At 58.9% G+C, this 13,166-nt stretch carries 12 protein-coding genes; 11 read left to right on the forward strand and 1 reads right to left on the reverse strand.

Going from position 1 to position 13,166, the window contains the following annotated elements; all coding sequences use genetic code 11:
• Window positions 1–31: 31 nt before the first annotated feature.
• Genes D6851_RS16590 through D6851_RS16620 form a run of 7 tightly spaced genes read left to right on the forward strand, consistent with a single transcriptional unit; the run spans window position 32 to window position 6,785 of the window.
• Complete coding sequence (locus D6851_RS16590; RefSeq protein ID WP_183030159.1) at window positions 32–862, forward strand: SDR family NAD(P)-dependent oxidoreductase; 831 nt, start codon at window positions 32–34, stop codon at window positions 860–862.
• Entirely contained in the window at window positions 859–1,572 is a 714-nt protein-coding gene (locus D6851_RS16595; protein ID WP_120326023.1) for a nuclear transport factor 2 family protein, read from the forward strand. The genes D6851_RS16590 and D6851_RS16595 overlap by 4 nt, the downstream gene beginning before the upstream one ends.
• A gap of 24 nt (window positions 1,573–1,596) precedes the next feature.
• On the forward strand, window positions 1,597–3,930 hold the full coding sequence (locus tag D6851_RS16600) for a TonB-dependent receptor (protein WP_183030160.1): 2,334 nt from the start codon (window positions 1,597–1,599) through the stop codon (window positions 3,928–3,930).
• A 57-nt stretch (window positions 3,931–3,987) separates the two neighbouring features.
• On the forward strand, window positions 3,988–5,235 hold the full coding sequence (locus D6851_RS16605; protein ID WP_120326025.1) for an MFS transporter: 1,248 nt from the start codon (window positions 3,988–3,990) through the stop codon (window positions 5,233–5,235).
• Window positions 5,225–5,614, forward strand: coding sequence for a nuclear transport factor 2 family protein (locus tag D6851_RS16610; protein WP_183030161.1), 390 nt, complete (start codon window positions 5,225–5,227; stop codon window positions 5,612–5,614). Before D6851_RS16605 ends, D6851_RS16610 begins: the two co-directional genes overlap by 11 nt.
• Window positions 5,615–5,623: 9 nt before the next feature.
• Window positions 5,624–6,019 (forward strand): nuclear transport factor 2 family protein, encoded by a 396-nt coding sequence (locus D6851_RS16615; RefSeq protein WP_120326026.1) that lies wholly within the window; start codon window positions 5,624–5,626, stop codon window positions 6,017–6,019.
• A 16-nt stretch (window positions 6,020–6,035) separates the two neighbouring features.
• Complete coding sequence (locus D6851_RS16620) at window positions 6,036–6,785, forward strand: SDR family oxidoreductase (RefSeq protein WP_120326027.1); 750 nt, start codon at window positions 6,036–6,038, stop codon at window positions 6,783–6,785.
• A gap of 34 nt (window positions 6,786–6,819) precedes the next feature.
• Here D6851_RS16620 and D6851_RS16625 read toward each other — a convergent pair whose 3' ends face one another.
• Window positions 6,820–7,875: a LacI family DNA-binding transcriptional regulator gene (locus D6851_RS16625; protein ID WP_120326028.1), complete on the reverse strand. Its 1,056-nt coding sequence runs from the start codon at window positions 7,873–7,875 to the stop codon at window positions 6,820–6,822.
• Between the two features lie 315 nt (window positions 7,876–8,190).
• On the opposite strand from D6851_RS16625, the gene D6851_RS16630 reads away from it, so the two are divergent.
• From D6851_RS16630 to D6851_RS16645, 4 genes are all read left to right on the forward strand, one after another.
• On the forward strand, window positions 8,191–9,609 hold the full coding sequence (locus tag D6851_RS16630) for an MFS transporter (RefSeq protein WP_238474175.1): 1,419 nt from the start codon (window positions 8,191–8,193) through the stop codon (window positions 9,607–9,609).
• 39 nt (window positions 9,610–9,648) lie between these two features.
• Window positions 9,649–11,346 (forward strand): sulfatase family protein, encoded by a 1,698-nt coding sequence (locus tag D6851_RS16635; protein WP_120326036.1) that lies wholly within the window; start codon window positions 9,649–9,651, stop codon window positions 11,344–11,346.
• 71 nt (window positions 11,347–11,417) lie between these two features.
• A complete protein-coding gene (locus D6851_RS16640) occupies window positions 11,418–11,987 on the forward strand; it encodes a sulfatase-like hydrolase/transferase (protein ID WP_183030162.1) in 570 nt (189 codons plus the stop codon).
• On the forward strand, window positions 11,890–12,903 hold the full coding sequence (locus tag D6851_RS16645; RefSeq protein ID WP_120326031.1) for a sulfatase-like hydrolase/transferase: 1,014 nt from the start codon (window positions 11,890–11,892) through the stop codon (window positions 12,901–12,903). Before D6851_RS16640 ends, D6851_RS16645 begins: the two co-directional genes overlap by 98 nt.
• Window positions 12,904–13,166: the final 263 nt, after the last annotated feature.

A 13,166-nucleotide genomic window follows, 5' to 3' on the forward strand; every position in this document is an offset into this window, starting at 1 on the left:
TGCCTTCGGGGGTGCGGATATGAGCGGCGCCATGACGCAGGAGGTTGCGCTCGTGACAGGCGGCGGACGGGGTTTCGGCCGCGCGATAGCGGAGCGCTTCGCTGCAGAGGGGGCCGCGGTGGCAGTCATGTCCCGCAGCGGCAATCAGCTCGATGAGGTGGTCTCTGCGATCGAAGCCGAAGGCGGCAGGGCCATGGCCGTTACCGGTGATGTCACCAGCGCAGACGATGTTGCCCGCGCTGTCGGTCGGGTGACAGCGGCGTTCGGCACAATCACACGTCTGGTCAGCAATGCCGGTGTGCCCGGCCCTTTCGGCCCCCTTTGGGTGACCGATCCCGATAAATGGTGGGAGGCCGAGCAGGTCCATTTGCGGGCGCCCTATCTGCTGCTGCGTCATGTGATGCCCGATATGGTGGCCAATGATCGCGGACGGATCATTCTTGTCTCTGCCATTGCCAGTCGGCTCACCCTGCCGGGTCTTTCGGCTTACAGTGTCGGGAAGGCGGCGCAGAACAAGCTGGTCGAGATGGTCGCGGAGGAAATAAAGGAAACCTCGCTTAAAATCTTCGCGATCGATCCCGGCTTTGTCGTCACCCAGTTGGGACTCGACACATATAATTCCCCCGATGCGCGCAAATATATGCCGCATATGATGAAATATCTGGAGGAAGGGCAGGCGCGCGACAATGCCGATGCCGACCTCTATCGCTGTGCGCAAAGATGCGTCGATCTGTTCAGCGGGCGCTACGACTTGCTGTCCGGGCGTTATATGGAGCTTGACGATCCGATCGATGACTGGCTGGCGCAGGCCCGTGAACGGGGCGAAACGCAGGCTGCCGATGCGGCGGAGAACGTATCATGAGCCTCGAAGACAGGCTCGACCGTCTGGAGGCCGAGAACCGTGCCTTGCGGCATGATCTGACAGCGCTTCAGGATGAACGGGCGATCCGCCAGCTTCATCACAATTACGGCTATTTCATGGATAAATGGCTGTTTCCCGAAATTGTCGATCTCTTCACCGAAGACGCGACGCTTTACTTCCTCAATGGCATTTTCCGGGGGCGTGCAGGCGCATCGCGTATGTATGGCTATGCCGGTGAAGGTGTTCGCGGCCCGCGCGACGGGCTGCTCTTCGAACATCTGCTCATGCAGGACGTCATCCATGTCGCTGCTGATGGAAAAACAGCGCGCGGCCGTTTCCACGCTCTCCTGTTCGTTTCCGTGCATGACAGTGTGAAGCACCGCTATCCCGACTGGCCTTCGCAATTCTGGGAAGGCGGCATTCACGAGAATGAATATCGCAAAGTGGACGGGATCTGGAAGGTTTCGCGCTTCGATTACCGGATTGCCTATCAGGCCGATTACGCCACCGGATGGGCTGCAGCGCCTGACCATCCGCTGATGGTTCGCCCCTTTGCCGGAACCTTTCCCGAAGTGCCGGGCGGCCCGGACGAATTAAGGCCTATGCCGCCGCAATGGCCGCAGGCCACTTTCCCGCCCTTCCATTATCGGCATCCGGTTACCGGCAAGCCGATCCCGGAAGAAATCAACGGAGTGAAAATGTCTGAATAACAGAACCATATGTGGGAGAAGGACATGTCAAAAAATAAAATGAACACGTTCGCATTATTGAGGGGTGCAGCGGTCTCGGGCCTGATCTGCGGAGGAATGGCTGCTGCACCGGCCTTTGCGCAGCAGGTGGCCGAAGAGGACACACAGGCAGAGACTTCTAACGGCCAGATCTCTGAAATCGTGGTAACGGCTCAGTTTCGTTCGCAAAATCTACAGGATACGCCGCTTGCCATCACTGCGATAGACAGCGCGCTGATCGAGGCACGCAGCCAGAACAATATCGAAGACGTCGCCAAAACTGCGCCCAGCGTGCAATTCACTTCGGGCGGTCAGGGCGGCGGTGCGCAGACCGCTGCGGTCAATATTCGCGGCATTGGCGCCAGTGACTTCCTGTTCCCCAACGAACCGGGTGTCGGCATTTATATCGATGATGTTTATTATGGCATCAGCCTGGGTTCGGCTTTCGATCTGCTCGATCTCGACCGGGTGGAGGTGCTGCGCGGGCCGCAGGGCACGCTTTCCGGGAAGAATTCGATCGGCGGTTCGATCAAGATGTTTACCCGCAAGCCCGATGAAACGCCCGACGCTTATATTCAGGCGGAATACGGGTCTTACGATCGCATGCAGATTTCCGGCGGAACCAATATCACGCTGGCGCAGGACAGACTCTATGCGCGTGTTACCGGCCTTGCCCGGTCGGTCGACGGTTTCCTGAAACGGCTCGATTACAATTGCGCCAATGACACCGATACAGCGCCGGGCGGCACTTTTGCGCTGGCCAGCGACGATTGCGTGATAGGCACGGAAGGCGGGCAGGACCTTTATGCGTTGCGCGGCGCGTTGCGCTTCATTGCCAGCGCCGATATCGAGAACACGCTAACGGTCGATTTTACCAAAGATCACTCGGAAGCGTCCCCCAGCAAATCCATCATTTATGTCTCCCCGGAATATATTACCGGGCCGGAAGACTATACCAGTTACGCCAATTATACCGGCTATCCCGGCACCGATCAGCAGTTCACCAATCCGGCGATCAGCTATGTCACCCAATGGGGCATTGCCAATACGTTCGACTGGCAGATCGGCAGCAATGTCAGTCTGAAATCGATCACGGCTTTCCGCAAGACCAGGGGCCGCAATGCCTGGGACGGCGATAATTCGCCCGAACATCAGGTCAATGATTTCAACGTTTTCAAGCACGAACAATTCACCCAGGAACTGCGTCTTTCGGCCGATATTGGCGAGATGATCGAAGCGACGATTGGAGGGTATTATTACAATGCCGACAGCCGGCTGACCGGCAGAGTGAGCAATGGGGCTGCCGCGCTCGATTTCGTACCCAACGATCCTTTCGATCAGGAATCGAAATCCGGTTTCATTCATCTGGTGCTCTCGCCCACCGACACGCTCCATTTCACCGGCGGGCTGCGCTACACCAAGGAAGACAAGACCTATACGTTCAACCGGGCAAGCGGCATACCGGGCGAACCCGTCAATCCGCTGGTTGCACCGCTCGATGGTCTGGTGGGAGAATTTCACGGCGACCGGTGGGATTACCGGGTGGCGGCGGATTATGAATTCTATCCCGATATCCATGTCTATGCGCAGGTGGCCACGGGTTTCAAAGGTGGAGGGGTCAATCCGCGGCCTTTCACGGCATCGCAGCTCGTCCCTTACGATCAGGAAACCTCGACCAGCTATGAAGCGGGGCTGAAAAGCTTCCTGTTCGATCGCCATTTGCGGCTCAATCTGGCCGCCTATCACACCGATTATCAGGACTATCAGGGACAGGTCAGCTCATGCCCCGAAATCAGCCCGCCGGGTTTTCCCTTCTGTTCCGCCACGCTCAACGTCGCGGATGCCGATATTGACGGTTTTGAAGTGGAATTCGACTTCCGCCCGGTCGAAGGTTTAAGTTTCGATGGCTCGGTCAGCTATACCGATTTTCAGTTTGCCGATGCGCGGGCGGGAAGCGGAATCATCGCAGGTGAAACCCGGCCGATTTTCGTTCCCGCATGGAAATATGCGCTTGGCGCGCAATATGAAATCGGCCTTGGCGATCGCGGTACATTGCGGCCGCGGGTCGATTATGCCTGGCAGGACGACATGGAAAGCACGATCCCCAACGGGATTGAGGGCTTCACATTCGGAACGGTCGATTCCTACGGCGTTCTCAATGCCCGGCTGACCTATCTGTCACCCGATGAGAACTGGGAGCTGGCGCTGGCAGCCACCAATGTGACCGACAAGTTCTATTATGCGAACAAGTTCGATCGCTACACGCAAAGCGGCAATGTCTACGGCACGGTGGGGCGTCCGCGCGAATTCCGTTTCAGCGTGAAGCGGCGCTTCAATTGATTGTGTGCACTGCGGGAAAAGCCCGCTTTCCCGCAGTGTTTCGCAAAGGATAAGAGCATGGCCTCCTCCCCCTCGCGTCATTATGAAATCCGCACGCTGATCCTGCTCGGGCTGGCCTATGGCTTTGCCTATTACGACCGGATGATGATGACGTTTCTGACGCCTTTCATCGTACCCGAATTTCAGCTCAATAACACGCAGGTCGGTGCATTGGGCGCTGCCCTCTCGCTGAGCTGGGCGATAGGAGCCTATATTCTCGGCCGCTGGTCGGACAGTCTCGGCGTCCGCAAACCGTTCCTGCTCGCCTCGCTGGTAATCTTTTCAGCCTGTTCGGTCCTTTCCGGGCTGGCGATCGATTTCTGGACGCTGTTCGCCTCGCGTCTGCTGATGGGGCTGGTGGAAGGGCCCTTCCTGCCGATCTGCCTCGCCATTATTGCTGTGGTCACGCCTGCGAGGCGCCGCGGGCTCAATATCGGGATCGTGCAGAATGTCTTCGGCGCGATCCTCGGCACCGCCATCGCGCCGATCCTGTCGGTCGCTATCGCTGAAATGTGGGGCTGGCGCTTTTCTTTCTATACGGCCGCGTTGCCCGGTTTCATCCTGGCCTTTCTGATCTGGCGTTATGTCGCTGAGCCGCATGAGCCGGCTCAGCCGATGGGAGCGAAGGGCACATCCACCGGCCCCGGTATGCTGGAGATGCTGCGCCGGCGAAATATCGCGCTATGCGCGGTGATCGGTTGTCTGCTGGTGGGCAGTGTGGTGCTCGGATCGATTTTTCTGCCGCTTTATCTGACCCGGATACGGGGTTTCGAGCCCGGCCATATGGCGACCATTATGGCCATATTGGGCCTGTGTCCTCCCATTGGCGGGCTGCTGGTGCCTTTTCTGTCAGACCGTGTCGGGCGCCGTCTGCCGTTGGTCGTATTCGGCGCCTTAATGGCGGTGACACCACTGGCCGCGCTGTATTTTCAGGGCTCTTCGGGGATCCTCACTGCGCTGATGTTTCTGGGCTGGATCGGGCTGGGCACATTCCCGCTATTTATGGGCGTGATCCCGGCGGAAACGCTTTCAGGGAAGGGCACCGCAGCGGCGATGGGGCTGGTGGTGGCGATTGCCGAGCTGACCGGCGGAGTCCTCGCCCCGCTCGGCGCAGGCCGTCTCGCCGATGCCTATGGCCTGCAATCGCCGCTGCTGATGGCCGTGGCGATGGCGCTTATCGCAGGGCTTGTCGCCCTGTTCCTCGAAGAAACCAACAAAGCCGCACAGGATGCGGCGCAATTGGAGACTGAAGCTCATGCCTCATAGCCCGCAAGAACAGCACAATCTCGATTTCTGCACGCGCATGTATAAGGAAATGCTGTTCACCTTCGATGCAAGCCGCGTCGATGAATTCATCCATCCCGATTACATTCAGCACAGCACCGCGGCGAGCGAAGGGCGAGAGGGATTACGCGCCTTTTTCGCCGATCGTGCCGACCGCTTTCCCGATGTAAAAATGGCCATCAAGGGCGCCTTTGCCGATGGTGACTATACGATCTTCCAGATCCACACGATCCGGCATGATGGCGATCCGGGCATGGCGATTGTCGATATTTTCCGCATGGAAGAGGGAAGGGTGCGCGAACATTGGGAAGTGCTGCAGGAGATTCCTGCGAAACTGCCACACAATAACGGCATTTATTGAGCGTCACCCATGGCAGGAGAATATAGCGCAGAGGAAAAAGCCAATCTGGCACTGGTGCAGGGTTTGTTCGACAATGTGCTGAATGCGATCGATGCCGATGCGGTCGATTCCTATATCCGGCCCGATTATATCCAGCACAATCCATCGACATTGTCGGGTACAGAGCCGCTCAAGGAGCTGCTGCGGCGGATCGGGCGCGACCATCCGCAATCGGTACATGATGTGAAACGAATGATGGTCGATGGCGATATGGTGATGGTGCATTATCACGCCCGCCGCTGGCCCGGTGACAGAGGCTGGATCGCGGTGGACATCTACCGCATCGAAAACGGCCTGATCGCGGAACACTGGGATGTGGTGCAGCCTATCGGGCCTGACAGCATCAACCCGCTGACCCCTTTTTAACGGAGAGAGAGAAGCCATGCGTTTCGAAAACAGGAATGTGCTCGTTCTGGGCGGTAATAGCGGGATCGGTCTCGCCAGTGTGAAGGGCTTTGCCGAGGAAGGCGCCAATGTCCATTTTACCGGTCGCAATCAGGAGACGATCGACGAGGCCATGCAGACAGTGCCGGGGGCGCAGGGGCACCGGGTCGATATCACCGACAGGGCCGCGATGGCGGATCTGCTCGACAATTTGGGAAAGGATGGCCGGACACTCGACATATTGTTCATCAATGCAGGTATTGGCGGTTTCGCTCCCTTACGCGAAATCACGGAGGAACAATGGGACGCGATTCACAACGTCAATCTCAAAAGTTGTGTCTTCGCGATCCAGCAGGCGCTCCCTCTGTTGGGAACCGGCTCTGCGATCGTCATCACCGGATCGATCGGCGCGCATAGCGCCTTGCCCGGTAATGCCATGTATGCCGCCGCCAAGAACGGCCTGCATGCGGCGATGAAAGTGATGGCAGGGGAGCTGGTTTCCGAAGGCATCCGTGTGAATATGGTCAGCCCCGGCCCGATCGACACGCCGCTGCTCTATCGCAATCCGGGTGTGACCGGAGCACAGGTGGATGCGCTGCGCGATAAGATGATCGAAAGCGTGCCGATGAAGCGCATGGGGCAGGCCGAGGAAGTCGCCCGGGCGGTTCTGTTCCTGGCATCGGACGAAGCGAGTTTTATCACCGCGGCCAATCTCTGCGTCGATGGCGGAGCGCTCGAATTGCGATAAAGCGTCTGGAAATGCGCCGCCGGAGCCGCGCCGCCTAAACTTTTGCCGGTTCGAGCAGGTTGGCGACGGACTGTCTTTCGATCACTTCGTAATCGACGAGCTGCGCTTCGGGGGCCATTTCGCTGCGTTCGCTCAGCGATTTGAGCAGATATTCGGTGGCGATTTCCGCAATATTGGAAATGGACTGGCGCACAGTGGTGAGCTGTGGCCAGATCTGGCTGGCGATGGGGGCATCGTCGAACCCGGCAACCGACAAATCTTCCGGGATGCGCATGCCCTGACGATGGGCGTAATTGACGATGGCGGCGGCCAGATCGTCACTGCTGCCGAAAATGGCACTGGGCGGTTCGGCGAGCGAGAGAAAATATTCGGCGGCTTTCAGGCCGTCCTCATAAGTGGGGCGCCCGGTCCAGATCAGCGCGGGGTCATCGGGAATGCCCGCTTCCTGCAAGGCGCGCCGGTGGCCTGCTTCACGCGATGCGCTGACCAGATGCGAAGAGGCGAAGCGGATAAAGCCGATCCGCCGGTGCCCTCTGGCAAGCAGCAGCCGGGTCAGATCGTAAGCGGCCGCTTCATCGTCGATCCGAACCGACGGAATGGTTTCGAGACTGGCGCCGGGCGCGAGGGCAATCATAGGAATATGATAGCGTGCCTGCAATTCCATGATCGAGGGATTTTCGCATAGGGGTGGAGGCACGATCAGCCCGTCTATCCCGCTGCGGATCAGTCCTTCGGCAGCTTTGAGCGCAGACTTCTCATCGGCCGGATCGAAAGGCCGCACCGCAATTTCTGTGCCGTGGCGATTGGCCGCGCGCAGTGTGCCGAGCAGGACCTGCCCCAGAAAGGAACTTTCCGTGTCGCGATGCAGAAGCCCGATCCGCAGGGCCGAAGCGCTGGCCAGCGCGCGGGCGGCGCGATTGGGCTGATAGCCCAGCTCACGCACGGCTTCCATCACCGCTTCACGCTTGGCCGGGGTCACATTGGGTTTTTCGTTGAGAACATTGGAAACGGTCATCGGGGAAACCCCGGCCCGTTCGGCCACTGTACTGAGCGTGACCCGATTGCTGAAGTTCCGCCGTGTTCGCGCCATTTCACTCCCGCTTCATATCGCTTTCACACCCTTGTTAGGTGGAAGATCGGGTGATTGACAAGCAAAGAAATCACCCGTAAATGTAGCGCTATAAATTGGTATGGATGCCCGGTGAGATGAGCAGAGCCCGCCGCCGGCGTTCGGGAAGAGGGGGAAATCGACATGGCAGGACGCATCAGCGTATCGTGTCTGCGCCCGGTCGATCGTGATCTTCTTCGTCAGACAGCGTTATTGACGTTGCCTGATCCGAGCCCTCAACAATGGTCGCCAACCCGCCTCAGGAATGCTACCGGGTCTTTTGCAAGGCAGACTTGCATGTCCTGGTTCCCCTGCCGTGCCGTTATGGCATCGGCGGGGGCAGGCCTGAGGGGTGGTTGTTTCATGGAAGCGCAGGGCACCGCAACGCCCGATAATGCAGCATTGCAGGGTGATGGCGCATGGCCGCCGGCCCGTCAGGCATGGTCGGTCGCCGCTCTGCTGATGGCGGCCAATTCGCTCGCCTTTGTCGACCGGCAGGCGCTGGCTTTTCTGATCGAGCCGATCAAACAGGATATCGGCGCCTCCGATACGGCGATGGGTTTCGCTTACGGTCTCGGTTTCACCCTGCTATATATCGGGGCGGGTATTCCGCTGGCCTGGCTGGCGGATCGCTCCAACCGGCGCAATATCGTGCTGGGCAGCATTGTGTTCTGGAGCATGGCCACATCGGCTTGCGGCCTGGCACGCAATTATGCCTCCCTGTTCGCCGCCCGTGTGGCAGTGGGGGCCGGCGAAGCGGGTCTGGGGCCGGCTTCCTATTCGCTGCTATCCGATTATTTCCCGCGCGAAAAGCTTGCCAGTGCGATGGGTCTCTACCAGTCCGGCATTTATATCGGCGGTGCGCTCGCATTGCTGACGGGCGGATGGCTCGCCGGGATGATACCGCTCGAACAGACTGTCATGCTGCCGGTAATGGGCGAAATGGCGGGCTGGCAGGTTTTCTTCCTCCTGCTCGGCCTGCCGGGGCTGTTGCTGGCCGGTGCCATCTGGTGGCTGATCGCAGAACCGGCGCGTCGCGGGGTGCCGGGTATGGCGAAGCCGCAGACAGGCAGTTTCTTCGAAGCTTTCACGCATATGCGCCACCATAGCCGGGCCTATTTCGGGCTGATGGGCGGCTTCATGCTGGTGGTTTTTGTCGGCAACGGGACCGGAGCGTGGATTCCGGCCTTTCTCGCGCGCGAATACGGTATGGCGATGACCGATATCGGCAATAGTTACGGTCTGGTGGTTCTCACCGGCGGTCTTTCGGGTTCGCTGAGCGGAGGCGTGCTGGCAAGCCGTCAGCGCAGCCGGGGCTCTGCCCGCGCCAATCTGATAGCGCCGCTGATCGGCTTTACCTGCCTCATTCCGGTGACGATCGGCTTTCCGCTAATGCCCACTCCCTTTGCCGCGATCGCGCTGATCGGGGCGATGAACTTCTTTGCCGGCTTTACGCTGGGCGGCGGTCTGGCGACCATATTGGAACTGACGCCCAATCATTTGCGGGCGCAGGTCAGCATGATTTACGTGGTAGCGATCAATATTCTGGGCGGCGTGATGGGACCGCTCTCGATTGCCCTGCTGACAGATTACATTTTTCAGGATTCACAACGTGTGGCCGAAAGCATCGCCACGGTCAGTGCCATAGCGTCACCGCTGGCGCTGGTGGCGCTGCTATCGGCGATCCGGGCTTTATCGGCAAAGCCGTCGCAATAGGCGCAGCCTGCCGGTCCCATGACATTCAAGGAGCAGATAATGGCGAGTAAACGCAACAGGCTGGGCGTGGCCTCACTGGTGGCAGGTGCGCTGATCGCAGCGATTTCCCCGCTTCCTGCTGCGGCGGAAAGTGCTGCACCGGCACCGGTTGCTGCGCCGGCTGAACAGCAGGCCGAAAAACCGATGAATATGGTTTTCATTCTGGTGGACGATCTGCGCTTCGATGCGATGGGTTTTCTGACACCCGGCCTCAAGACGCCCAATATCGATTATCTGCGCCATAATGGCACCTATTTCCCCAATGCTGTGGTCACATCCTCGCTCTGCAGCCCGAGCCGGGCCACGATCCTGACGGGGCAGACCGCGCGCAATCACGGGATTATCGATAATAATAATTCTTCCGAGGAAGGGCTGACCTTCTTCCCGAGCTATATGCAGCAGGCCGGTTATCGCACCGGCTTTTTCGGCAAATGGCATATGGGCGCCTCCACCGATATGCCGCGCCCCGGTTTCGACCGCTGGGTGAGCTTCAAGGGGCAGGGCACCTATTACCCGACCGACCGGCTGACGCCTGAGCAGATCAAAGCGGGCAAACGCCAGATGATCAATGTCGATGGCAGGGAAGTCAAACAGAGCAAATATATCACCACCGAGCTGACCGATTATGCGCTCGACTGGCTGAAGGAGGATCGCGATGCCTCGCAGCCTTTCTTCCTCTATCTCAGCCATAAGGCGGTCCATTCGGACCCTCTGCCAGCGCCCGAGCATAAGGGGGAATATGACGATCTGCCGGTCGAACTGCCCGCCAGCGCGGCCGATACGCCAGAGAATAACGAAGGCAAGCCGGTCTGGGTGCAGAATCAGCGCAATAGCTGGCACGGCGTGGATTTCCCCTATCACACCGATCGCGATTTCCGCGATTATATCCGCGACTATTACGCCACTCTGCATTCGGTCGATGACAGTGTCGGGCGGGTGCTGCGCTATCTCCACGATAACGATCTCGAAGATAATACGATGGTCGTTTTCTATTCGGATAACGGCTTTCTTTTCGGCGATCACGGGCTGATCGATAAGCGCAATGCCTATGAACCTTCGGTGCGTGTGCCGATGCTGGTCTATGCGCCGGGCCATGTCGCGGCTGACAAGACGGTGGATGCGGTGGTTCGCAATCTCGATCTGGCACCGACTTTCCTCGATGTGGCCGGCATTGCCGAGCCCGATCAGATGGAAGGGCAAAGCTTCCTGCCGCTGCTCGATGGAATGGAAAGCGCCAGCGAATGGAATGCGCAGGATTTCGTCTATGAATATTACTGGGAATGGAGCTTCCCGGAAACGCCGACAACTTTCGCCATCGAGCGCGACCGGTTCAAATATATCCAGTATCACGGCATCTGGGATATCGAGGAATTGTACGACCTCGAAAAGGACCCCGAGGAGATGCATAATCTGATCGACGATCCCGACTATCTGCAAAAGAAGATCGCGCTGCGTAAAGCGCTGTTCGAACAGCTCGCCAATAATGAAGGCGAACATCACATCCGCTATACGGAACGGACCAGTGAAGGGCTTGTCCATCGCAAGAAGGGCGGCCCGCGCGCGGCGGATTTCCCGGATAAATGGTATGTCGAACCGAATTTGCCGACCAAATTCAACGGTTTCTATCCTGACAGCGAAGCCAAGCTGAAAGCGGATCGGGAAGGCAAGACCTATATCCCTGCATCGCGCCAGCACTGATCGCCGGCTCGTGCAGAAGTACCGCGACCGGGAAGGGCTATAGCGCCGGTTTCATTCGGAAAGGTATGAGAATGAAAAAGCGTGATGTTCTGAAAAGCAGCCTCGCGGCTCTGGCGCTGGGCGGCCCGGTAACGGCATTGCGTGGGCAGCATTACCCGGAATCGCCGAGTGAAAGCCATCGCAATCTCCTGCTGATAACGGCGGACGATATCGACTGGTCCTGTCTCGGCTTTATGACCGGGCAGGAAGGTATTACGCCCAATCTGGACCGTCTGGCGGCGCGCTCTCACCGGTTCCGCCAGATGCGTACCTCTTCGCCCATCTGCATGCCTTCGCGGCAGGCTTTCATGAGCGGCCTCAGACCGCATCGCAATGGCGGCAACGGCTTTTTCGCGATGAATGAGGGCACGCCGACTATCGCTTCGCGCCTGTCCGATGCGGGGTGGTTCGTAGGCGCGACGCATAAAATTTCGCATATGCTGCCCGCATCTTCCTTCCCCTGGAATTTCAAGGCGGAAGGCAAGGACCGGCATCCTGAACTCCATGGTGCCGGGCTCGATCTCATCATTCGCGAAGCGCGCGCAATACAAACCCTGGTTCGCCAATTGCAATATCAACGATCCGCACCGGCCCTTCTATAACAGCGAAGCGGCGATCCGGATGGATCACGGTCAGACCGGCGCCTATAAGGTGGAGCGTGAATTTACCGCTGCCGACGTTACTGTGCCGCCCAATCTGGAAGACCTGCCCGAAATTCGCGAGGAAATCGCCCGATACTGGAATTCCTGCCAGCGTTTCGACAAGGCGGTAGGCAATATTTTGCGAGTGCTCGATGAAAGCGGCGAAGCGGATAATACCATTATCGTTTTCGTGTCCGATCACGGGATGCCGCTGCCATTCGCCAAGGCGACCTGCTACGATCACGGCGTCCGCGTGCCCGCGCTGATTTCCTGTCCGGGAATGGGCAGGCCGCGCGATTTCGATCAGCTGGCGATCAATCTCGATCTGCACCCGACTGTGCTCGAACTGCTGGGCGTGGAGCCGACCCCCGATATTGACGGGCGATCGCTCTGCCCGTTGATGGCCGGCACCAGCAGCGATCATCGCGATATGGTGATGACGCATGTCGATTACGTGTCGAGCGGCTATGCTTTCCCGATGCGGGGGCTTCAGGACCAGCGTTATGCGTTGCTCTTCGCACCCTGGGCAGATGGCGAGCTGGAATTGCGCATCGAGAGCATGTGGGGCCTGAGCTGGCCCGCCATGCTCGCTGCGGCGCAAAGCGATCCGCAGATAGCGCAAAGGGTCAGCCAGTATCGCGACGGTGTGCAACTGGCCTTTTACGATCTGGCAAAAGATCCCGGCCAGCGGGTCAATCTGATCGACGATCCCGCCTGTGCAGCGCAGGTCGAGCGGATGAAAGCGCGGATGCTGGCCGAAATGGAAGCTGGCAGCGATCCCCAGCTCGACAATTTCCGCCGTGTACTGGCCGGAGAAGCGCCGGTCGTGCCGCAGGATCCGCCGCGCTATCGCCTTGCCGGTGTGCCGGCCCATTGATCCGGGGCGGGGCGGCCCGCTGATCCGAAAGCGAGCGGAAAAGAGATGGAGCATGGTGCGCAACCGCCAGGAATCGCACCATGCCCCGCAGAAAGCGGCCAGACCAGTTCATGCCGCTTTCCATCCCTGAAATCCGGCCCTGTCGGCTGCCTCTGGAGGGCATAGCGTGGAAGGTACGCCAGACAAGGCAATCAGTGAACGCCTAGGCGAAGCGGTTATCCGGCGGCAGATTGAGAGCTTTGCGGTCAGCGGAAGCGGCAGAA

Source organism: Altericroceibacterium spongiae, from assembly GCF_003610805.1.
GTDB lineage: Bacteria > Pseudomonadota > Alphaproteobacteria > Sphingomonadales > Sphingomonadaceae > Altericroceibacterium > Altericroceibacterium spongiae.

Bases quoted from the DNA above. Each gene is read 5' to 3' on its own strand.
- D6851_RS16600 (WP_183030160.1), top strand. From the start codon at position 1,597: ATGTCAAAAAATAAAATGAACACGTTCGCATTATTGAGGGGTGCAGCG.
- D6851_RS16645 (WP_120326031.1), top strand. From the start codon at position 11,890: ATGGTGCCGGGCTCGATCTCATCATTCGCGAAGCGCGCGCAATACAAA.
- D6851_RS16630 (WP_238474175.1), top strand. From the start codon at position 8,191: ATGTCCTGGTTCCCCTGCCGTGCCGTTATGGCATCGGCGGGGGCAGGC.
- D6851_RS16590 (WP_183030159.1), top strand. From the start codon at position 32: ATGACGCAGGAGGTTGCGCTCGTGACAGGCGGCGGACGGGGTTTCGGC.
- D6851_RS16610 (WP_183030161.1), top strand. From the start codon at position 5,225: ATGCCTCATAGCCCGCAAGAACAGCACAATCTCGATTTCTGCACGCGC.
- D6851_RS16615 (WP_120326026.1), top strand. From the start codon at position 5,624: ATGGCAGGAGAATATAGCGCAGAGGAAAAAGCCAATCTGGCACTGGTG.
- D6851_RS16595 (WP_120326023.1), top strand. From the start codon at position 859: ATGAGCCTCGAAGACAGGCTCGACCGTCTGGAGGCCGAGAACCGTGCC.
- D6851_RS16640 (WP_183030162.1), top strand. From the start codon at position 11,418: ATGAAAAAGCGTGATGTTCTGAAAAGCAGCCTCGCGGCTCTGGCGCTG.
- D6851_RS16625 (WP_120326028.1), bottom strand. From the start codon at position 7,875: ATGGCGCGAACACGGCGGAACTTCAGCAATCGGGTCACGCTCAGTACA.
- D6851_RS16620 (WP_120326027.1), top strand. From the start codon at position 6,036: ATGCGTTTCGAAAACAGGAATGTGCTCGTTCTGGGCGGTAATAGCGGG.
- D6851_RS16635 (WP_120326036.1), top strand. From the start codon at position 9,649: ATGGCGAGTAAACGCAACAGGCTGGGCGTGGCCTCACTGGTGGCAGGT.
- D6851_RS16605 (WP_120326025.1), top strand. From the start codon at position 3,988: ATGGCCTCCTCCCCCTCGCGTCATTATGAAATCCGCACGCTGATCCTG.